This window comes from Adhaeribacter swui (assembly GCF_014217805.1).
Lineage (GTDB): Bacteria > Bacteroidota > Bacteroidia > Cytophagales > Hymenobacteraceae > Adhaeribacter > Adhaeribacter swui.
In genome coordinates, this window is sequence record NZ_CP055156.1 from 3,444,204 (window position 1) to 3,464,669 (window position 20,466).

At 41.7% G+C, this 20,466-nt stretch carries 18 protein-coding genes; 8 read left to right on the forward strand and 10 right to left on the reverse strand.

Annotated features, from left to right (window positions below):
- Window positions 1–61: 61 nt before the first annotated feature.
- Window positions 62–1,891, reverse strand: a complete 1,830-nt coding sequence (locus HUW51_RS14555) for a POTRA domain-containing protein (RefSeq protein WP_185270365.1) — start codon at window positions 1,889–1,891, stop codon at window positions 62–64.
- 301 nt (window positions 1,892–2,192) lie between these two features.
- Between HUW51_RS14555 and HUW51_RS14560 the strand changes: the two genes are divergently transcribed.
- From HUW51_RS14560 to tsf, 8 genes are all read left to right on the forward strand, one after another.
- The gene (locus HUW51_RS14560; RefSeq protein ID WP_185270366.1) at window positions 2,193–3,458 is read left to right on the forward strand and encodes a putative DNA modification/repair radical SAM protein; all 1,266 of its coding nucleotides are present in this window, start codon (window positions 2,193–2,195) and stop codon (window positions 3,456–3,458) included.
- A gap of 60 nt (window positions 3,459–3,518) precedes the next feature.
- Window positions 3,519–3,707 (forward strand): hypothetical protein, encoded by a 189-nt coding sequence (locus HUW51_RS14565; protein ID WP_185270367.1) that lies wholly within the window; start codon window positions 3,519–3,521, stop codon window positions 3,705–3,707.
- 51 nt (window positions 3,708–3,758) lie between these two features.
- Window positions 3,759–4,532 carry a TIGR03915 family putative DNA repair protein gene (locus HUW51_RS14570; protein WP_185270368.1) on the forward strand — a complete coding sequence of 258 codons (774 nt, stop codon included), beginning with the start codon at window positions 3,759–3,761 and terminating at the stop codon, window positions 4,530–4,532.
- A gap of 380 nt (window positions 4,533–4,912) precedes the next feature.
- Window positions 4,913–5,593, forward strand: a complete 681-nt coding sequence (locus HUW51_RS14575) for an N-acetyltransferase (protein ID WP_185270369.1) — start codon at window positions 4,913–4,915, stop codon at window positions 5,591–5,593.
- 380 nt (window positions 5,594–5,973) lie between these two features.
- A complete protein-coding gene (gene rplM, locus HUW51_RS14580; protein ID WP_185270370.1) occupies window positions 5,974–6,420 on the forward strand; it encodes a 50S ribosomal protein L13 in 447 nt (148 codons plus the stop codon).
- Window positions 6,421–6,434: 14 nt separating this feature from the next.
- Window positions 6,435–6,821, forward strand: coding sequence for a 30S ribosomal protein S9 (gene rpsI, locus HUW51_RS14585; protein ID WP_185270371.1), 387 nt, complete (start codon window positions 6,435–6,437; stop codon window positions 6,819–6,821).
- Window positions 6,822–6,839: 18 nt separating this feature from the next.
- Window positions 6,840–7,601: a 30S ribosomal protein S2 gene (gene rpsB / locus HUW51_RS14590; RefSeq protein WP_185270372.1), complete on the forward strand. Its 762-nt coding sequence runs from the start codon at window positions 6,840–6,842 to the stop codon at window positions 7,599–7,601.
- Between the two features lie 170 nt (window positions 7,602–7,771).
- A complete protein-coding gene (gene tsf / locus HUW51_RS14595; protein WP_185270373.1) occupies window positions 7,772–8,608 on the forward strand; it encodes a translation elongation factor Ts in 837 nt (278 codons plus the stop codon).
- A gap of 98 nt (window positions 8,609–8,706) precedes the next feature.
- Here the strand turns inward: tsf and HUW51_RS14600 are convergent, their stop codons facing one another.
- From HUW51_RS14600 to guaB, 9 genes are all read right to left on the reverse strand, one after another.
- Window positions 8,707–9,306 (reverse strand): GNAT family N-acetyltransferase, encoded by a 600-nt coding sequence (locus HUW51_RS14600; RefSeq protein WP_185270374.1) that lies wholly within the window; start codon window positions 9,304–9,306, stop codon window positions 8,707–8,709.
- A 140-nt stretch (window positions 9,307–9,446) separates the two neighbouring features.
- Complete coding sequence (locus HUW51_RS14605) at window positions 9,447–9,878, reverse strand: hypothetical protein (RefSeq protein WP_185270375.1); 432 nt, start codon at window positions 9,876–9,878, stop codon at window positions 9,447–9,449.
- 364 nt (window positions 9,879–10,242) lie between these two features.
- The gene (locus HUW51_RS14610) at window positions 10,243–11,208 is read right to left on the reverse strand and encodes an AAA family ATPase (RefSeq protein ID WP_185270376.1); all 966 of its coding nucleotides are present in this window, start codon (window positions 11,206–11,208) and stop codon (window positions 10,243–10,245) included.
- 8 nt (window positions 11,209–11,216) lie between these two features.
- Window positions 11,217–12,590 carry a peptidylprolyl isomerase gene (locus tag HUW51_RS14615; protein ID WP_185270377.1) on the reverse strand — a complete coding sequence of 458 codons (1,374 nt, stop codon included), beginning with the start codon at window positions 12,588–12,590 and terminating at the stop codon, window positions 11,217–11,219.
- A gap of 170 nt (window positions 12,591–12,760) precedes the next feature.
- Complete coding sequence (locus HUW51_RS14620) at window positions 12,761–15,046, reverse strand: peptidylprolyl isomerase (protein ID WP_185270378.1); 2,286 nt, start codon at window positions 15,044–15,046, stop codon at window positions 12,761–12,763.
- A 438-nt stretch (window positions 15,047–15,484) separates the two neighbouring features.
- The gene (locus HUW51_RS14625; RefSeq protein ID WP_185270379.1) at window positions 15,485–15,895 is read right to left on the reverse strand and encodes an ATP-binding protein; all 411 of its coding nucleotides are present in this window, start codon (window positions 15,893–15,895) and stop codon (window positions 15,485–15,487) included.
- A complete protein-coding gene (locus tag HUW51_RS14630) occupies window positions 15,888–16,226 on the reverse strand; it encodes an STAS domain-containing protein (protein WP_185270380.1) in 339 nt (112 codons plus the stop codon). Before HUW51_RS14630 ends, HUW51_RS14625 begins: the two co-directional genes overlap by 8 nt.
- 14 nt (window positions 16,227–16,240) lie before the next feature.
- On the reverse strand, window positions 16,241–18,298 hold the full coding sequence (locus tag HUW51_RS14635; RefSeq protein ID WP_185270381.1) for a SpoIIE family protein phosphatase: 2,058 nt from the start codon (window positions 18,296–18,298) through the stop codon (window positions 16,241–16,243).
- 284 nt (window positions 18,299–18,582) lie between these two features.
- Window positions 18,583–20,052 (reverse strand): IMP dehydrogenase, encoded by a 1,470-nt coding sequence (gene guaB / locus HUW51_RS14640; protein ID WP_185270382.1) that lies wholly within the window; start codon window positions 20,050–20,052, stop codon window positions 18,583–18,585.
- Window positions 20,053–20,466 lie beyond the last annotated feature (414 nt).

The following is a 20,466-nucleotide window of genomic DNA, read 5'->3' on the forward strand; positions in this document are numbered from 1 at the left end:
AATTGAAGGATTAAAATTAGAAGCAGGATTTATAAAGAAAGCGCCGGAAAGAATAAAACAGCTACCGGTAAATACCATCGCCAAAAACCGAAGTAATGGGACGGGAATAAATAAAATCGTTGAATTCGTAATAAGGCCGGGTAGAAGGGTACGTTTTAATGGTAGTGGGGCCCTGCGGATAAAAGCCCACTGATATTTGGATGGTGTTAAAAGTAGTGTACTCGTTATGAAACCGGAACCCGATGCCGTAGCCCTGCAAAGGTCTGGTTAAAAAAGGGTTGCTGCTGTTGCCCGTAGAAAGCCAGGCAAAATCAGCAAAAGCCACAATGGCAAACCTAAAACCGATAAAAGAAAAAGGAGTATACAGGTTGTTTTCGTAATTAAGCACAAATTTGCGGGTACCCCGTTCGTCGGAGCTAAACCCCCGGATACCCTGTAATTTATTGACGTTTAATACGTTTTCGCCGTACTTGCGATTTAGCCCAAAAGAAGTGCGACCCCAGAAAAAATGACGTACCTGCCAGTTGTCCCAGTGGTATAGTTTAGTAAAATACAGGATATCTGCCGCAATTTCGCCTTGTTCCCACTTTTTATCCCTGATGTAGGTATCGAACTCGGCAGTTACGTTTAAATAGCCAAATTCCCGGTTGTATTTGCCAAAGCCGCCTTTAATATTCATGTAGCGCCGGTTGTATTTGTTCCCGTTCTCGAAACCGTAAGTAAAAGCCAGTAAATTACCCGCCGGAATATCTTCAGTACGGCCAAAGCCAAATAAGTATTTGTCTTTATAATATTTACGATACGTGTACCCCACACCGGCCAGAAAAAAAGTATTACTCTGGTACTCGTCGGTAGGAGGGGAGGGGTAGCGGGTAGCAATCATGCGGGCCGAAGTAATAATCCGGGCGCGGTTATCAAAACCCAGGTTATATGATTTAAACCGGAACGATTTGCCCAACCAAAAATCCTGCGTAGAAAATGCAATATTCTGCCGGCGGCCCGTAGAGTCGGATAAGCGAACGTACGTAGGAATGTTGTACCAGTTAAGCGCAATCGCACCGGCGTACTTGGTATTAATCGAGAAAAAGTCGCGCTGCAAGCTGGCTCCTTTTTGTTTGTAGTTCACTTCGTCGCGATAAATTAACTCGCTACTGATAAAAGTTTTATAAATATTTTCTACCCGGTAGCTGCCCGTGTACTCGTACGATTGCTGCACCGAGTCGAGCCCAAACCGGTACGTGTTACGAATCTGATGGCCACTGCCAATAAAGTTAATATCGCGCAATACTATCCGCCCAGAACCGTTCCCGGCATTATACGAGCCGCCCGCGCTAATCGAAAAAATATCCTTGGTAATAACCACAATATCTACGCTGTCACGGGTAGAGGTTTTTTCGTTTACCGTTACCCGGGCATCTAAAATATAATCCGTCTGGCGCAACAAACGCTCCGATTCGCTTAAATCCAGCGGGTCGAGGGGTTGGCCTGGTTTAAAAAGTAATTTGTTGCGGATGCGGCCCTGGTGGGTTTTAATGTGCAGGGAGTTGCCGGCTTTTTCTAAAAAGTTAACGGGCTCCCGTAAAGTATCGGTAATGGAGTAGCCAAAAGCATCTAAATTTTTAATATAAATATTCCTTACAATCTTATACCCGTGCTTTTTATATTGATTGTTTAGCACTTCGGCGTTTACCCCAATGGGTTCCGGCTTCCGATCGAACCGGAAAACGGCTTTCATCAGGCGGCCCATTATTGTTTTGCGTTTCGAATAAGCTTTTATATCCGCTAATATTTTATCGGAATCCAGCTTTTTACGGGTTGTATCGGCTTCAGTGTTTTTTAAAGTATCGGGGTTGGCTTGGTTTTTTTGAGCGTAACTTGGTACTGTAAGCAAGAGAAGTACCAGCAGTAGTAACAAAATCCATTTCCAAAAAAAATTAAGTAATACCATAAAGGTATAAAATCACAGCTTAATAATAGGGCCTCTGCTACAGGTATACGGCCGTTTTCAATTTACTACAAAATAATTGATATCTACTATTTAAACCTATCTAGGTTTAAAATATTGCATCGGGCAGAAATGCAGCTTATAAAAATAGTTAGCGGAAAGTTTTTGCTAAAAATTAAAACTTTTTACTAAATATATTAGTTTATGTCGGAAAAGCAGTTTATTTTGCTACCCTATAAACACCGGGATGAACGATAAAATTAAAGATAAGCTAAAAATATTAGCAGACGCGGCCAAATACGATGTGTCTTGCTCTTCGAGCGGTGCAAAGCGCAAAAACCATAATAAAGGTTTGGGAAACGCCGAGGGGATGGGTATTTGTCATTCGTATACCGAAGATGGCCGTTGCGTTTCTTTGCTTAAAATATTGCTTACCAACTATTGTATTTTCGATTGTGCTTATTGCGTTACCCGGCGTAGCAACGATGTGCAGCGGGCCGCTTTTACCATCGACGAAGTTGTAAACCTGACCATTAATTTTTACCGGCGCAATTACATTGAGGGTTTGTTTTTAAGTTCCGGAATTTTTAAAAATTCGGATTATACCATGGAGCGTTTAATCCGGATTGCGAAAAAATTGCGCCAGGAGCATAAGTTTAACGGCTACATTCACTTAAAAACCATTCCGGGGGCTAACGATGATTTAATCCGGGAGGCGGGTTTATACGCCGACCGCTTAAGCGTGAACATTGAATTACCAACCGAACTTAGCTTACAAAAACTAGCTCCCGAAAAAAACTACGCCCAGGTTATTAAACCCATGTCGGCTATTAGTCAGGAGTTAATGGCCAGTAAAGAAGAAATTAAAATTTTTAAAAACGCGCCGGCTTTTGCCCCGGCCGGTCAAAGCACGCAATTAATTGTAGGTGCTTCGGCCGAAAGCGATAAGCAAATTCTTCAGCTTTCTGATCGGTTGTACGGTAAGTTTCAGTTAAAACGGGTGTATTACTCGGGTTACGTGCCGGTAAGCCAGGATAGCCGCTTAGCCGGTATTGAGGTGCCACCTTTAATGCGCGAAAACCGCATTTACCAGGCCGATTGGCTGATGCGCTTTTATGGGTTTAAGGTAAATGAGATTGTGTCGGATTTTTACCCTAACCTGGATTTAGAAATAGATCCCAAGCTATCGTGGGCTTTACGGAATATGCACTTTTTCCCGGTAGAAATAAATACGGCCGATTACGAAATGATTTTACGAGTGCCGGGCATTGGGGTAAAATCGGCGAAGAAAATTGTAATGGCCCGGCGCTTTGCCGCGCTTACCCCCGAGCATTTAACTAAAATTGGCGTGGTACTAAAGCGGGCCCGGTACTTTATTACCTGCAACGGTAAGAGCCCTGATGCAAAAACTTTTACCGAAGACGTAATACGGCGGCGCATCTTACTCGGCGAAGGCTCGGTGCGCAATAGCTTAATTAAGCAACAGCTAAGTTTATTTCAAACGGCCAGCTAGCATTTTCATAACCTACTATCTCCAGCACTTAACTATTTAATCAGCCAAAAAAATACTTCTATGCAAAACGTAACTAAAAACTCCGGCCAGAAAACAACTACTAAAGTTGCTCCTTTATCGTGCCATTGCAAACTTAGTTTATTAGTAGTGCACCTGCAGTACTTAACTGAAAAACGCAATGCGCGTCGGGCTAATTTAAATCCGGTACTACTAACCGAGGCAAATGCTTTGTTTTATCAGTATATCTAAATCGGTAAAATTTAAAAAATAAAATTTTACAACGGTTAAAACATAGAAAGAATGTTTCATTACACGTACGATGGGTCCTTTGAAGGATTATTAACCGTGATTTTTGAAATTTATGAGCGTAAAGGCTGGCCCGATAAAATCATAAAAGAACAACACCTGCAGCAAGCCAGTTTATTTGCTGCTTCTATTGCTGTTGTAACTAACACAGAAAAGGCCGACCGGGTCTGGCAAGGCGTCTTGCGCAAAGTTTCGGCAACGGCGGGAGTGCAATTGTTTAAAGCTTTTTTATCGGAATTGCCCGAGGTGGAAATGGTAATTTTTAACTATATTAAACTGGCTTTAGCTAGCCCGATAAATATAGAAGAAAATTTTGCCGCTGATTGTGTGCGCCAAATTGCCCAGATTACCCGGCAGGTTTTCCGGGAATCGCACCGGATGGAAGCGTTTGTGCGGTTCCAGAAAACCCAGGACGATTTGTTTTACGCGGCCATTGAACCCGATTATAACGTTCTGCCTTTAATAATTAAACATTTTACCCAAAGGTACGCCGACCAGCGCTGGATTATTTACGACATAAAACGCCGGTACGGCATTTATTATAACTTATTAACGGCCGTTTACGTGCAATTAGAACAAGTGCCCATCAATAAGAGCGGGCAATTGCCCACCAACCTGTTAGACCAGTACGAAACCAGCTTTCAGGATTTGTGGCAGACGTATTTTCATAGCGTAAACATACCCGAAAGAAAAAATAAGAAGCTGCACCTGCGGCATATTCCGGCTCGTTACTGGAAGTATTTAGCCGAAAAAAGACCGGTTTTTTAAAATTTTAGATTTTAGCACGAGGATTATCGCTGGAATTTTTACTTTTAAACAGATTTTAATTTTAGTAAACCTTAAAAATCTATCATTCGTACAAAACTTGATTTTGCTTAATTTTTAAAAAATCAATAAAAATACCTAAAATTAGGTATTTACTTGCTGGTGTTACTAGGCTATATTTGCTGCCAAAATTTTACTCTCTTCTCTGTTCTGTTGGTTGTTGTGTGATGTATGTTTTTAAGCCTATTATCGGCTAATACTGTTAAGGTGCAGTTTGTGTCTATTAAAAAGTAGCTGGTAGTTACAAGAAACAACGCATTTTAAAGTTTAATAAATATAAGTCCCCGATCCGAGTTTTAAGCCTACTTACCAACCACTAATGTATGTCGTTAAATTTTAATAGGGAGCAGGAGCGCCCCGTTTGCTTTGAGTGTATCCAGGATTCTAAATTACTTACTGCAGATACAGATTGGTGGAATCTTTACTCTAAAACTTTTGCAACCGAAGAACAAGAGCCCCCGCAAGCAATTTTGGATAGCCTGGATCAAGGAGTAGGTCTGGCATTTCGGGTAACTACCCGCGAAAAAACAATCGGGATGGCTACGGTTCATTTGCTTACTAACCCCTCTGCCGTTTTTCTGGTTTACTTAGCCATAGAACCGGCCGCGCGCAATAAACAAATAGGTTCACTTTTTTTTGATTATATCTATCAAACCGGTGCGGCTAAACTAAAAGAAAGGGGTTATCTGTCGGTAGGTTTTGTTTGGGAGGTAAGCGCAAATCCTAGCGCGAGTTTAACTGAGAATCAAACATACTCCCGTAAAATAAACTTCTTTCAGCAAAACGGCGGAACCGTTTTGCCCTATCGTTATTTTCAGCCACCTATTAATGGCGATACCGCCGTACCCATGCAGGTCATGTTCCGGCCCGGCGATGAAGGCGTAACTTTTGAGGCTACTAATCCGGCTGCGCTCATCCAAGCCATGTATTACGAAAAATATGCCGCCATTAACTACATTAATCCGGAGTTAATAGAAGAACTGCTGGAAGAAATTTCATCGTAATAGAATTCGCTTTTTGTATAAATTAGAATTGCCCATCCTGACTTTGTTTCGCCGGGGAGCTTATCTTTGTTGCAGACCTTCTTATAAAGATGTTACCGGAGCTTCCCATTGCTCTATTTATGCAGCTCAAAAACATAATTTTTAAAAATTGATTTATTTATAAAACCGCCGTAAAGTTTAGGGTTTGTATAGTAGCCAGGATTTTGCTTAAAAACACGTTGTACTACACCTACACACGTTATTATTATAGCGCCCGAAGTTTTACTTACAGAGATTAATAATTTAGTTTGCAATTGCCGATTAATGCATCTATCTTTGTGCTCATTTTCTGGAAACAGAAAGAAAAACAAATATTTAACTAATCGCTTTAAAGCACAAAAATGGATCATTTAAGTTATAAGACGCTATCAGTTAATAAGGCGACCGCTAATAAAGGTTGGGTAGTGATAGACGCCGGAGACGCCACCCTGGGCCGCGTATGCAGCCAGATTGCTAATATTTTAAGAGGCAAAAATAAGCCTTCGTTTACTCCTAATGCCGACTGCGGCGATAACGTAATTGTTATCAACGCCGAGAAACTGCGGGTAACCGGTAAAAAGTTAAACAACAAAGTGTATGTAACGCACTCTGGCTACCCAGGTGGTCAAAAACAAACTACCGTTCGTGAGTTAAAAGCGAAATCTCCTTCTAAAGTAGTAGAAAGAGCTGTACGTGGTATGCTGCCGCGCACCCGCTTAGGCCGGGAGCAATTCCGTAACCTGTTTGTTTACGACGGAGCGGAGCATCCGCACGAAGCACAACAGCCAAAACAAGTAAAAATTTCTTAACTATATACTAATTAATGGAAGTTCTCAATACATCTGGTAGAAGAAAAACCTCGGTGGCACGTGTTTATATCACGGCCGGGCAAGGGAATATCACTATTAACGATAGAGATATCAAAGCATACTTTCCAAGTGAAGTACTGCAGACAATTGTGAACCAGCCTTTTCAAACTTTGAATCAGGTTGGTAAGTACGACGTCAAAGCTAATGTAAAAGGCGGTGGTGTAAGTGGCCAGGCCGAAGCAATTCGTTTAGCTATTGCTAAAGCTTTAGTGGCTGAAACAGCAGATAACCGTCCAGGGCTGAAGAAAGAAGGTTTTCTTACCCGCGACCCACGGATGGTGGAACGCAAGAAATTTGGTAAAAGAAAAGCGAGACGTTCGTTCCAGTTCTCTAAACGTTAATCCTAAAGATGTATCAAAATGGCAAGTGTTAATTATAAAGATTTATTGGATGCTGGTGTACACTTTGGACACCTTACCCGGAAATGGGATCCAAAAATGGCGCCGTATATTTTCATGGAAAAGAACGGCATCCATATTATTGACTTAAATAAAACCGTAGCGGCGCTTGACGAAGCTGCGGCTGCAATCCGGCAGATTGCCAAATCTGGCCGTAAAATTATGTTTGTGGCTACCAAAAAGCAGGCCCAGGATATTGTTTCGGACGAAGCAAAACGCCTGAAAATGCCTTACGTAACCGACCGTTGGTTAGGTGGTATGTTAACAAACTTTGCTACTGTGCGCAAGTCGCTAAAGAAAATGTCTACCATTGATAAAATGATTAAAGACAATGTTTCTTACGCTAACTTAGCAAAACGCGAGCGTTTAATGGTATCGCGCGAGCGCGAAAAATTAGGACGGGTATTAGGTGGTATTGCTGACCTTTCTCGTTTACCGGCTGCTTTGTTTGTAGTGGACGTAAAACGCGAGCATATTGCCATTAAAGAAGCGCAAAAATTAAATTTACCGGTATTTGCTATTGTGGATACCAACTCCAACCCGGAATTAGTTGATTTCCCAATCCCAGCTAACGACGATGCTTCTAAATCTATTTCTTTAATTGTTAGCGTTATTGGCAAAGCTATTGAAGAAGGTTTATCCGAAAGAAAAGTAGATAAAGAAGAAACCGAAAGAAAACGTTCGGAAGAAGAAGGAGTAGCTGAAAAAATTGCTGCTGAGTAATTCTGGCTTTTAAAATGCCTTACCATAACTGAACATTAGATTTAAAATTCTGATGTTCAGTTTTTTTTAAAATATTACTTAGATGTTAGATAATGGACAGTAGATTTTATATCTATTGCACACCAATAACTAACTTTTAACTTACAACTCTTAACTCATAACTAAATAAGATGGCTATTACAGCACAAGATGTTAACAGACTTCGCCAGGAAACCGGCGCCGGTATGATGGATTGCAAAAAAGCACTTACCGAAGCTAACGGCGATTTTGAAGCGGCTAAAGATATTCTACGCAAAGCCGGCCAGAAGATTGCCAGCAAACGTGCCGACAATGTTACCTCCGAAGGCGTTGTTTTAACTCAAGTAAGTGCCGATGGCACCACTGGTAAAGTAATTGCATTAGCTTGCGAAACCGAGCCGGTATCTAAAGTGGCAGATTTCCAGAGCTTAGCTAAATCTATTTTGGAAGCGGCGGTTTCTACCAATGCTGCTTCTAAAGAAGAATTATTAGCTACTCCACAAGCTGATGGCCGTTCGTTACAAGATCATATTACCGATTTAATGGGTAAAATTGGTGAAAAATTAGATGTAGTTACTTACGAAACCGTTACTGCTGATAAAGTAGTAGCCTATAATCACTCTAATGGTAAATTGGGCGTATTGGTTGGCTTAAAAAATACTAACGGTACCGATGTAAGCGAAGTAGGTAAAGATGTGGCCATGCAAATTGCCGCTATGAAACCTATTGCTTTAGATAAAGATGGCGTTGATGCTGCTACCGTAGCCCGCGAAATTGAAATTGGTAAAGAACAAGCCCGTGCCGAAGGTAAGCCCGAAGCGATGCTGGAAAAAATTGCTCAAGGTAAACTGAACAAATTCTACAAAGACAGCACTTTGTTAAACCAAGAGTTTGTAAAAGATGCTTCTTTAACAATTGCGCAACTTTTAGATAAAACCAGCAAAGGTTTAATCGTAAGTGAATTTAAGCGGGTAGCTATTGGCGCTTAAATTTTAAAAATTTAAAAAAACAAAAAGCCTGCGGTATTTACTGCAGGCTTTTTGTTTTTTACGCAATCCGTAACAATAATTTTAAAGCTTGTTTACGGTTATTGTTCTGGTACATGAATGGGACCACATAGTTTTTGATAATCTACCCGCGTCAGGCCATAGTAGAATACATCTACCAAACCGGTTTTATCATCCGAACGAAAATCTTGGCGCAGTAACCCTTCGCGGGTAAAACCGCACCGCTCCGCTAAACGATAACTTCGCTGATTTTGAACGGGCATTTTTATAAACAGTTTATTTAATCCGAGCTGATCGAAGCCAAACCTGACTACGGCACTTAACGCTTCATAAGCTAAGCCTTGTCCTTCGGCAGCGGCATCCAGATAATACCCGATTTCACCTTTGGGTACTCGTTTTTCAATGTTTTTTAAGGTAATATCGCCAATGTATTTTTTTGCTTCCGAAAGCCAAATACCTAGTTCATACACTCTTTTTAGTTGCCAGTCGGTGCGCATTTGTCGGATAAAGTGTTTCGCGGTTGCTAAATTTTGCGTCATGGCTACTCTACCGGGAAAAGCAGGGGATAAACGCAATTGATTTTTTTGAATAAGTTGTAAAAAGTCTGGCGCATCGGTTACCTGATACTGGCGCAGAAGCAGCCTTGCCGTTTGTAATTTGGTTGGAATGTTAGCATTCATTATTACTTATACTTCACGTAAGTTTTGCAGGTGGGTTCTCCGTTTTACTTACGATACAAAGCCGATCCTGATAGCCGTAGCTAGTAATAAAAAAGCCTTGCTCTAGAAAAGCCAGGCTGGTAAAATTTTAAAAAATAATTTTATTTCTGAAGCAGCGGATAATTGTACTGCAAAGGACTTCCCAATTGCTGCTGCGTAATCATGATAGTAAGGGTTCGGGCCATTTCGTTAAAATACTCCAACCGGCGAATCAAAAGTTCTTTTGTTAAAATGGTGCCTTCGGGAGTTTTCATGTACGAGCGTTTATCATTTAAAATTTTAGCCATCGCCTCGGCGGCACTTTGGTTATGTTGCATGTATTGCTGCCGAAAGTTAAATAAGGTTTGTACCCCGTCGCCGTTTACGGAAAAATATTCGCCGGCCGTATTTAGTATTTCGCAGAGGCGAGTTACTTCTAAGGGAATAACCGTCTCGAAAGGCGTACGGCTGATATCTACCTGGTTAGATTCCAGTATGGAAATAATTGAATTTAAATTTTCTTCAAAACGGGCAAAAAGAGCAGGAGCTTCCATAATGTTATTGCTGAGTTCTTGACTAATTTATAATCAGGAAAGTAAAATTAAGAATTAAGGCCGAAGTAATCTTTTTTTATTTCTATCTTTTTTAGTGTAAAAAGCAAGATTGCCAATTTCTTAATCACCAATTCTGATTGTGTTATTTCTTTATTCTTTCTAAACGATGAAAAATAAGGAAAGTAGTAGTTAGGGCAGGATTTAGTTCCTGTAGAGTTGCAAACAAGCCAGTAAAGCGTTAATCGGGTTATTTGTGTTAACCGAAATAATAGTTTGAATTTTAAGATGCTTAACCACGTATCAAGTAAACTAAAAAGCCCGGCTACAGACCAGGCTTTTTAAAAATTTAAAATTTTTGTTCAGGTTATAACAAATCCTGAATTATTTTTTCTACAGTTATTCCTTCGGCTTCGGCTTTAAAGTTTCGAACAATGCGGTGACGCAAAATCGGTAAAGCTACGGCTTGTACATCTTCAATATCCGGCGAATATTTGCCATTAAGCAAGGCATTGCATTTGGCTCCCACAATTAAATGCTGCGAAGCCCGCGGCCCAGCGCCCCATTCTAAATACTGCGAAGCCTGCGCAGCGCCCATGGCCGTATTAGGCCGGGTTTTGTGCACCAGTTTTACCGCGTATTCTATTACATTATCTACTACCGGTACCCGGCGCACCAGGTGCTGAAAGGCGGTAATTTCGTCGGCGTGCAAAACCGTAGGTAAACGGTAACTCGCATCGGAAGTGGTATTTTTTACGATCTGCAGCTCCGAAGCAAAACTCGGATAGTCCAGCAAAATGTTAAACATAAATCGATCGAGCTGCGCTTCCGGTAAAGGATAAGTACCTTCTTGCTCAATGGGGTTTTGGGTGGCTAATACGAAAAACGGCCGGTTAAGCTCATACTTTTGCCCCGCTACAGTTACCGAATATTCTTGCATCGACTCCAGTAAGGCCGCCTGGGTTTTGGGTGGTGTCCGGTTAATCTCGTCGGCCAGAATAATGTTGGCGAAAATAGGGCCTTTTACAAACTGAAAGTTCCGGCTCTGGTCCATGGTTTCGGAACCCACAATATCCGACGGCATTAAGTCGGGGGTAAACTGGATGCGGTTAAACGATAAATCCAGGGATGAAGCAATCGTTTGAATCAGCAGGGTTTTGGCTAAACCCGGTACCCCAACGAGCAAACAATGCCCTTGGCTAAATACCGCGGTTAATACCAAACGGACTACCTCATCCTGACCAATAATTACTTTTGAAATTTCGCTGGTTAAATTCTTGTAAGCTTGGGCCAACGCGTCGGCGGCTTCTTTATCGGAAGAGAATTGCTTCATGAAGAACGTCAGTTGTTTATCGATTGCAGAATATTACAGGCATCAAACTCCGGATCTATATCGATAAATACGGTACTTTTGTTTTTGTTAAACCAAGTATTCATTGCTTTTTGGCGTTTTTCGTTTAAAGCAGCGGCTGATATTTTCTGATAATCGTCTTTTAAGTTGGCCTGGTGCGGCGGCATGTTTGACTTCAGGTATAAAATCCGCATGGCTTGTTTTCCATCTTCGGTCCGGTAAGGCAATGGTTTGGTAATGCTGCCTACCTTCATGGTATCAATAGTAAAGAAAATTCCCGGATCTACTTTATCTAACGGAATATAGGTGCTGCCATCCTGCGGGTTAGCTAATAAACCGCCATTATCTTTGGTAGCCGCATCATCAGATAAATCTTTGGCCGCTTTAGCAAAAGTAATACTATCAGCTACTATACGGTTCCGGATTTTATCGAGTTCCTGTGCGGTTTGTTCCATATCCAGATCGGTAGATGCTGGCTTTAAAAGAATATGACGCGTGTTATATTGCTCGCCCCGGCGTTCAATCAATTGAATTAAGTGAAAACCAAACTGCGATTCTATAACTTCTGATAATTGACCGGGCTCTAACTTAAGGGCTGCTGCTTCGTATTCCGGTACTAATTCTTTTTTCTTAAAAAATCCTAAGTTTCCGCCATCTTTAGCCGAAACAGGATCTTCGGAAAATTCCCGCGCTAAGGCAGCAAAGTCTTCGCCGTTTTGAATCCGTTTTTTTATTTCTTCCAATCTGGCCCGTGCTTTGTCCTTTTCTTTTTTATCTATTTGCGCCAGTTTTACAATTTGCCCAATTTCTACTTCCGTAGAAAAATAAGGTAAGCTGTCTTTCGGAATTTGATTAAAATATTTTTTAACCTCGTTGGGTGTAATAGTAACTTTTTCGGTTAGCTCAGCCTGCATCTTTTGTAAAACCAATTGATTTTTAACCTGGCTGCGCAAGTCGTCTTTTAGTTGGCGCAGGCTTTTATTATAATATTCTTCCAGCTTTTCTTCGCTGCCGATTTGTTGCACAAAATAAGCCATACGCCGGTCGAGTTCGCTGTTAACCTGGGCGTCTTCTACTACTACCGAGTCTATTTCGGCGCGGGCCAGCATTAAGCTGTTCATCAACAACGAACGTAATACGTTACAACGCAACTCGGGAGTTACAGGTTGCCCTTCGCTGGCTACCTGGGCCAGGGTGGTTTCCAGTTCAGAGCGTAAAATAATTTGATTATCTACTTTTATAATTATTCCATCAACGGGTTTAAAGGTACGTTGCTGGGCCTGCGTGGTAATAGCTAAAACCAGACATAAACTTAAAACCGGTAACAGTTTAGCTAAAAAGCAATTTTTTAAAAAATATTTCATGAATTAAAAGATGTTAAATCTTATGCAAGGGTTGCCTGCAAAACGCTAACGTACAAGTTATAAATAAATTTTATCTTGTAAATTGCTTACTACAAAGGTACAGTTTAATTGCACAAAATAAAAGCACGACCAACCCGGCGTGCTCTTAACTGCTATAGATAAAGTTAAATTTATTTCTGAGTAAGTTTCTGTACTTCAGCTTCATTTACCTGCACCGGATACTTTTGTCGCAACTCTTTCAGCCATTCTTTCTCCAGGTAGGTTTGGTAATCGGAGGTGGCCAGGCCGCGTACTTCGTTTAAGGTTTTATAACCAGGAGGCAAAACCTGATTTATTTTTATAAAAACAGCCCGGCCGTCTTTCTCTAAGTTATAAGTACCTTCATGCCAGGTAACTTCATCGAGTAATTTGTTCTCGCCTTTTTGAAAACGTTTGCTGTGCACTTGTACTGCCAGCGGGTTAGTTGTATTAAGGGCTTCTTCAATTCCTTTCAGGTCGCTGGTAAATAAGGCGAACGTAACATTCCGGTTCGCGGCCGTGGCGGGTTTTGGTTTGTTGGCGGTTAGTGTCAGGCGATTAGCTGCAATTCCTTTGTTGGTAAGAAAGGCGGCCACATTTTCGGCCCTTTTGTTAGCCAGTCCGGGAATTTTACCGGTGCTTTCTTTAACATCGGCATTACCGGTTAGCTGCAGCGTAAGGGCCGGATCGTTGGATAAACGGTCAAAAATTTCGTTTAACTGATTGGCAATAGCCGGCGTAATGGCATCTTTACCCGCTGGAAACAAAATAGGTTCCGGACGCATTTTCTTTAACTCGAACTTGCCGGCTGTAAGCATTTGCTGCGCCTGGGCTAAAATTTCTTTATTAGCCGCACTAATAATAATAGCGTCGGCGCGGGTATCCCATTTGTAATTTTCCTTGTTCTTTTCAAAAAATGCTTGCAGACCAACCGTATCTTGAATGGCTTTCGACCATACTTTTTCGTCCATTAATTGAAAAAGTAAAATGCCATCGCGGTATTCGTTCACTAGCATGCGATAATCCACATACTTTGATTCCAAGTGCTCCCGCTCAAAGCTCAAAAGGCTGTTGCTCACAAAATTATCATACAACACGTTCATAATATGAGCCGGCGAGGTAGCATTGGTAGTGCCTTTCTGGTTGGTTTGCACGTAATTAAAAAAGTCTTTCACGGTAAATGCCCGGCCCTGCAGGGTAAATAACGTTTGGTTTACTTCTTTTTCGGTGCCGGTGTATTGCCAGTTTCCTTCTTTTAGGGCATCGTTTGCTTTGCTTAAAGCAAAATCTTTGGCTGTTTTTGTCTCCTGAAAGTTATTTTCCTGTTTAATTCTTTTAAGAAAAGCTGATTTATTTAATTCAGAGCGAGAGTCTTTGGCTACTTTACTCCGTAAATAAGGCTCCATTTCTTCGTAGGCCGGTAGGCCGCGACGTTCAATTAATTTAATAATGTGCCAGCCATAGGGCGTTTGTACCGGTTGCGAAATTTCTCCTATGGTAGTTAATTTAAAGGCTGCTTCTTCAAAAGAAGGTAGCATACGCCCGGTACCAAACCAAGGTAACTCCCCGCCTTTGGTAGACGAACTGGCATCTTCTGAGAATTGCGCTGTAAGTTTATCCCAGTTTTCTTTACGGGTAAGCCGGCTGTAGATGGCATCAATCTTTTTCTTGGCTACCACCGAATCTGCTTTTGGAATGCCGGGTGTGGCGCGTACCATGATATGAGCCACTTTAATTTCGCCTTGCGCTGGCCGCACATTATTAACGCGAATGAGATGGAAACCAAAACGGGTCCGGACCGGATTCGAAAGCTGACCGACAGGAGTACTGTAGGCGGCTTTTTCAAAAGGATAAAGCATCTGAAGCGCCGTGAAATATCCTAAATTACCGCTGTTTTCTTTTGCCGATGGATCATCTGACTCGGCCCGGGCCAAGGCATTAAAATCTTCGCCGGCTTGTACCCGGCGCCGTAAATCCATTATTTTGTTGTAAGCGGCCAGAGTATCTTTGGGTTCCGCATCAGGCTCTACGTTTACCAGAATATGAGAGGCATTTACCTCTTGTTTCAGGCGCTCGTAAGCTTCTTTTACCAATTGGTCTGTTACATTCTTTTCGGTAAGATAAGGCTGGGCAAGCTGTTCTTTATAGCCTTCCAGTTCTTTCCGGAAAGCGGTAGTGGTATCTAAACCGCGTTTTTCTGCCTCGGTAACTTTAAGTTTAAAATTAGTATACAATTCCAGGTATTCTTGTACACTGCCTTTTGCGGCGTTATCTTGCTGGCTGTTGTTTTTATTGTAAACGTAGTTAAATTCAGAAGTAGTAACGGGCTTACCGGCTACGGTAAAAAGTACGGGTTCTTTTTTTTCCGGGGTTTTGGAAGCGTTGCATCCGGTAAGTAATAAAATAGTACTACCAATAAGAAAATGGCTTTTGTGCATAAAGTTTTAAACAAACGGCTAGGGCAACGATGCTAAAATAGTAGCGTTTTCGTCAGGCAATTTACAAAATTTTGCATCCAGATTTAAATGCATTTTTCTAATTTCCTGGTTTTTTAGCAAAAACGAGGCCGCATTAAATTTTGGTATAAAGAATACAGAAAATTAGTATTAACCGGATTGGTTATTACCAGAAGCGTAAATTCAAAAATAAAATTTTTTAAAATTTAGATTTCCAGCTACGTTAGCCAAGAACAAATACATTAATTAAGAATCGTCTCCAGATAAGGTAAACGAACTACAATGGGTAGCCAAATTGCTGCTACTTTATAGGGTAGCTGATTTTTTAATTGCCCTAAAAACAATAGCAAATTACTGCCTGTTGGCGTGGTGGTACCAAAACCAGTACAATAAAATACGGCAGGAGGGTAGAGCTGTGGCTTAAACTGTAATTTGAATCCGGCAAACATTGGTGCCGTTACCCTTGGTGGTATATTCCAGTTTATCCACAATGCGTTTTACCATGGCTAACCCAATTCCCCCTTTTCCCCGACGCCGGATAATTTCATCAATATCGGGGTCCCCTAATTTATTGCCGTCAAAAAAAGCGCCCTGATCGGAGAGCTCAAATATAAAACTATCTTTCTTTTTGCTAGTGGTTAGTTTTACGTACTTGCTGTTATCCTTCTGGTTAGCGTGAATAATTAAGTTGGCACTTAATTCATCCACCGCTAACACAATCAGGTTAACCTCACTTTCGGTAAGGGCATAAGGTTTTAGAAATTCCCGGACGAAATCTCTTACTTCGGCTAAATTAGTTAAGTCGCAGCTAATCCGAATGGAGTTATTCATTAGCAATCGTCATAGCTTCGTCGTAGGAAGAGACTATCGTCATGAGCAAGTCCAGACCTAAAATTTCAAAAACGTTTTTAACTTTATCCTGCATGTTAAAAAAGATTAATTTGATCTGGGCGTCTTCAAAACGTTGAAGGTGTGAAATAAATACACCTAAACCTGCGGATGAGATATAGTTAAGCCGATCGCAATCAACCAGAATTTTTTTAAATAACATAATTTCTGGTTTAGACAATTCTTCATCCAGCAGGACAGAGGAGCTGGCATCCAGTTCACCATTCAGGCGGATGGTGATAGCTTGGTCTTTGATTTCGTGTGTTATTTTCATTGCCATTTATTACGTCACAAGGCTAAAATTGGTTGATCATTTCTGAATTTTATCACGATTAGCGTTTGGTCGTCGTGGATCAGTTCGCCGCTAAATTGGTTTAAATCGTTTATAATGGCCGCTTTAATGTCATCTGCTTCCAGATGGTAGTGCCGGCTAAGCATGTCCCGCAAGCGTTCTTCGCCGTATTCGTCTTGGTTGGCACTACGCGCTTCTACAATGCCATCAGTATAAATAATCATTACATCGCCCGGATTATAATCATAGTGCATGTTATGAATGCGCTTGCCATACGACTTATCGCGGATAATGCCTAAGCCCAAACCTTCGGTATTAAAGTAGAATGTTTCCTCGGTCATGGAGTTATAGTACAGGGTATGGCAATGACCGGCGCGTGCAAAGAAAAAGCCTTTTAACTTATAATCGATAATGTATAATGCAGCGGTAATAAACGAGGTGCGTTCCAGGCAATGGGTTAAAGCATTATTGGCTTTTACCATAAACTCTACGGGCTGCAAATCGTCTTGCATCAAGCCATGAAAAATGCCTTTCATCTGGGCCATGTGAAAAGCGGCCGAAATTCCTTTCCCCGAAACATCGCCGATAATTATGGCAATGCGGTCTTCGTTTAGTTGCAGGAAATCATAAAAGTCGCCGCCTACTTCTTTAGCGGCCTGGCTAAAGCAGCTAATCTCAAACCAGCTATCGCTCGGAAACGTTTTAGGAATTAAGCTTTCCTGCACCGAAGAAGCAATTTTAAGCTCTTCTTTATACCGCTCGTTCTGGAGCGATGCCGCCATTAACCGCAGGTTTTCGATGGTTAAAATAGTTTGGCTGGTAAATGTACGGATAACATTGATGCTCTCCCGGTCGAAACCTTGCTCAATGTCTTTGAGCAAATACAAGGTGCCGTAGGTACGTTTCTGCGATTTTAAAGGTACTACGTTTAACGACCGAAAGGGTAAGTCGAGGGCTTTAAAACCGGCGTTGTGATCCAGGTTGTTGTTTACGTACTCCACGGTGGTAACCTGGTATTTTTCCAGCACCTGCCGGATTTGTTGTACGATGGTTTCATCTACATTTTCTGCCTCGATGATGGCGGTTTGCCCCGCGTCGTCGATAATTTCCAGCCAACCGGCTACGGCTCCCGAGGCGTTCATGGCGCTGTTAAACATCAGGTTATATACCTGCTGCTCATCTTCGCCTTGCTGAATCGATTGACTCAGACGCTGGAAGTTGAGCAGGTCTTCGCGTTTTTGCTCGAACACCGACGAAGTGGGCAAGTTAAAAATAGCCACTAACAACGAAACCAAGGTGTAAATACCCACAAAAAGCGAGGTTAGCACCAGAAAAGGATCGTAGTAAAAGTCGCTAATTAGCTGGTGCTTTTCCAGCATGTAGTCGAAATACTCGTAAAAAATAAATAAACTAACTAAAATACCGATGAGCAGAAAAATAGACCGCCATTTTTTGGTGGCCGTTAAATAAGCAACCCAACGTAAATGAATACTTAAAAAAAGCATGTACAAAACCATTAAGCTAATTAATGGCACATGCTTGAGTAACTCCAACGGCAGCAAACTCCCCAATAAAGAAGAGTAAATCAGCAGCTCAAACCAATCCCATTCGTATTGCAGGGCCCGGGTTTTCTGAAACAAAATCATATTGCGCCAGATGTAAAAAGCTTTACCCAGGAAATAAGTAATAAAGGCGAAACTGATAAAATAAAGGATTTCGAGCAGGCGGAATTTAGGGTTGGTGAAGAAATCAAAGTTTGTGATTCCCAGAAAAAAAAGCCCGCAGATATAGGCGGTACTGCCCGCTCTGATAAACAATTTCCACAGATAGCCAATAAAGTCGGTGCCTTTGTAAGCTTCTACGGAGGCTCTTTGGGTAAGAAATACCAAGGCAATAAAACTTACTTTAAACAGGCGGCCTAAAAAATCGGAATTTTCTTGAAAAGTACCGGGGTAAGATTCTTGATTAACAAGCAAAGAATTACCAACTAACAAAATCCAGCTTACCGTTGCGGCAAAAGTGTATAACCTTTTGTAATTTATGTTATAGGGCATATGGTAAGTTGCTGAGTATGGCCCAACCCGTGTTAAAAGTTAGACTAATGGCCCAAATATAAGTTTTACTAAAACAAGTTTCAAACTTCTGGAATTCTTAGCAAAAAAAAGCTGGCTATACTAATGAATTAAGTTAGGCAGAAGTTAAAAATAAAGCGCCAAAGCGGTCCGGATGTGAAGAGTTTTTTTAAAATCCGGACTGCTTTGGCGCAGCATGAACAAAGAAATTTAAAATTTATCTTAAATCGGGCAAACTGATAAAATTAAATAAAACCCGGAGTGGCTTACCGGGTATAGTTAGGGGCTTCTTTCGTAATTTGTACGTCGTGCGGGTGGCTTTCGCGTAAACCGGCCGCTGATATTTTTACCATCCGGGCTTCTTTTAAACGTTCGATATCCGGGGCACCGCAGTAACCCATACCGGCCCGTAAACCACCCACCATTTGGTAAATAACCTCGGCTACCAGGCCTTTAAAAGGTACCCGGCCCACAATACCTTCTGGTACCAGTTTTTTAATATCGTCTTCGGCATCTTGGAAATACCGGTCTTTAGACCCTTCTTCCATGGCTTCAATAGAGCCCATGCCGCGGTAAGTTTTAAATTTACGGCCTTCGTAAATCACCATTTCGCCGGGAGCTTCGTCGGTGCCGGCCAGTAAAGAACCAATCATTACGGTACTGGCTCCGCCCGCAATAGCTTTTACTACATCGCCGGAAAATTTAATACCCCCATCGGCAATTACGGGTACATCGGTGCCTTCCAAACCGCGCACCGCTTCCATAACGGCCGAAAGTTGCGGTACTCCAATTCCCGCAATAATCCGGGTGGTGCAAATACTGCCTGGGCCTACGCCCACTTTTACGGCGTCGGCACCAGCATCGGCTAAGGCTTTGGCACCTTCGGCGGTGGCTACGTTACCGGCAATTAAATCCAGGTTCGGGAAGTGTTGTTTAATTTCGCGTACGGCATCCAGTACGCCTTTAGAGTGGCCATGGGCGGTATCTACGCTAATAACATCCACGCCGGCTTCGGCTAAAGCGGCTACGCGGGTAAGTACGTCGGGGGTTACCCCTACGGCGGCGCCTACCCGTAAGCGGCCAAATTCGTCTTTGCAGGCGTTGGGCCGGTTTTTCTTTTTCAGGATATCTTTGTAGGTAATTAAACCAATTAATTTGCCGTTGCCATCAATTACCGGTAATTTTTCGATGCGGTATTGTTGCAGTATATCTTCGGCTTTAGCTAAGTCTATTCCTTTTTCGGCGGTAATTAAATTTTCTTTGGTCATTACTTCCGATACTTTTAGCGTGGTATCTTTCTGGAAGCGCAGATCGCGGTTGGTAATAATGCCGGTTAGTTTGCCTTCGCTGTTCGTTACCGGAATACCGCCAATTTTATATTCTTTCATAATCCGGAACGCGTCAGCCAGGGTAGAGTTATCGTCCAGGGTAACGGGGTCCATGATCATGCCGCTTTCCGAACGCTTTACTTTGCGCACCTGCTCGGCTTGTTGCTTTATCGTCATATTCTTGTGAATAATACCGATACCACCTTCCTGAGCCATGGCAATTGCTAAATCGGCTTCGGTTACGGTGTCCATAGCGGCCGATACAAACGGTATGTTTAACCGGATGTTGCGGGTTAATGGCGTAGTAGTATTGCAATTTTTAGGTAAAACTTCTGAATAATCAGGGAGCAGAAGCACATCGTCGTAGGTGAGGGCTTCAAAAAGTACTTTGGATTGGTAGGTAAGCATTGCAAATACGGTTAGGGTTCCTATTTGCAGCGCAAAGTTACGGTAATCTTATTAATTATCCTTATAAAGTAAAAATATTTAATTTTATTTATCAAAACGCTAAGATATAAACGGAAGTTGCCGGCCATGCATTTGCCCGGGCAAGGCATCCAACCAATAAATTATACTAAAATAGTAAAGCTGGTTCCTGGCAAATTATAGCTTGTTTACTGCTGGTATCCGGCTCAATGTAAAAAAGTAAAAATTTAAATTTTTAAAAAACCGGCGGTTAATTTCAGGATGCGCATTTCAACTTTTGAAAATTTTAAAAATCCGGTTCGCTGGTTTTGTTTTTACTATCTATTTTTAAAAAATCTGGTTCTTACTTCGGCTCATTTTAAATTTGCGATTTCAGGTACCATTTTTATCTATTAC

What these genes read in the sequence shown, in the direction of transcription:
- HUW51_RS14560 (WP_185270366.1), top strand. Translation starts at nt 2,193, where the DNA reads ATGAACGATAAAATTAAAGATAAGCTAAAAATATTAGCAGACGCGGCC.
- HUW51_RS14565 (WP_185270367.1), top strand. Translation starts at nt 3,519, where the DNA reads ATGCAAAACGTAACTAAAAACTCCGGCCAGAAAACAACTACTAAAGTT.
- HUW51_RS14570 (WP_185270368.1), top strand. Translation starts at nt 3,759, where the DNA reads ATGTTTCATTACACGTACGATGGGTCCTTTGAAGGATTATTAACCGTG.
- HUW51_RS14575 (WP_185270369.1), top strand. Translation starts at nt 4,913, where the DNA reads ATGTCGTTAAATTTTAATAGGGAGCAGGAGCGCCCCGTTTGCTTTGAG.
- rplM (WP_185270370.1), top strand. Translation starts at nt 5,974, where the DNA reads ATGGATCATTTAAGTTATAAGACGCTATCAGTTAATAAGGCGACCGCT.
- rpsI (WP_185270371.1), top strand. Translation starts at nt 6,435, where the DNA reads ATGGAAGTTCTCAATACATCTGGTAGAAGAAAAACCTCGGTGGCACGT.
- rpsB (WP_185270372.1), top strand. Translation starts at nt 6,840, where the DNA reads ATGGCAAGTGTTAATTATAAAGATTTATTGGATGCTGGTGTACACTTT.
- tsf (WP_185270373.1), top strand. Translation starts at nt 7,772, where the DNA reads ATGGCTATTACAGCACAAGATGTTAACAGACTTCGCCAGGAAACCGGC.
- HUW51_RS14600 (WP_185270374.1), bottom strand. Translation starts at nt 9,306, where the DNA reads ATGAATGCTAACATTCCAACCAAATTACAAACGGCAAGGCTGCTTCTG.
- HUW51_RS14605 (WP_185270375.1), bottom strand. Translation starts at nt 9,878, where the DNA reads ATGGAAGCTCCTGCTCTTTTTGCCCGTTTTGAAGAAAATTTAAATTCA.
- HUW51_RS14610 (WP_185270376.1), bottom strand. Translation starts at nt 11,208, where the DNA reads ATGAAGCAATTCTCTTCCGATAAAGAAGCCGCCGACGCGTTGGCCCAA.
- HUW51_RS14615 (WP_185270377.1), bottom strand. Translation starts at nt 12,590, where the DNA reads ATGAAATATTTTTTAAAAAATTGCTTTTTAGCTAAACTGTTACCGGTT.
- HUW51_RS14620 (WP_185270378.1), bottom strand. Translation starts at nt 15,046, where the DNA reads ATGCACAAAAGCCATTTTCTTATTGGTAGTACTATTTTATTACTTACC.
- HUW51_RS14625 (WP_185270379.1), bottom strand. Translation starts at nt 15,895, where the DNA reads ATGAATAACTCCATTCGGATTAGCTGCGACTTAACTAATTTAGCCGAA.
- HUW51_RS14630 (WP_185270380.1), bottom strand. Translation starts at nt 16,226, where the DNA reads ATGAAAATAACACACGAAATCAAAGACCAAGCTATCACCATCCGCCTG.
- HUW51_RS14635 (WP_185270381.1), bottom strand. Translation starts at nt 18,298, where the DNA reads ATGCCCTATAACATAAATTACAAAAGGTTATACACTTTTGCCGCAACG.
- guaB (WP_185270382.1), bottom strand. Translation starts at nt 20,052, where the DNA reads ATGCTTACCTACCAATCCAAAGTACTTTTTGAAGCCCTCACCTACGAC.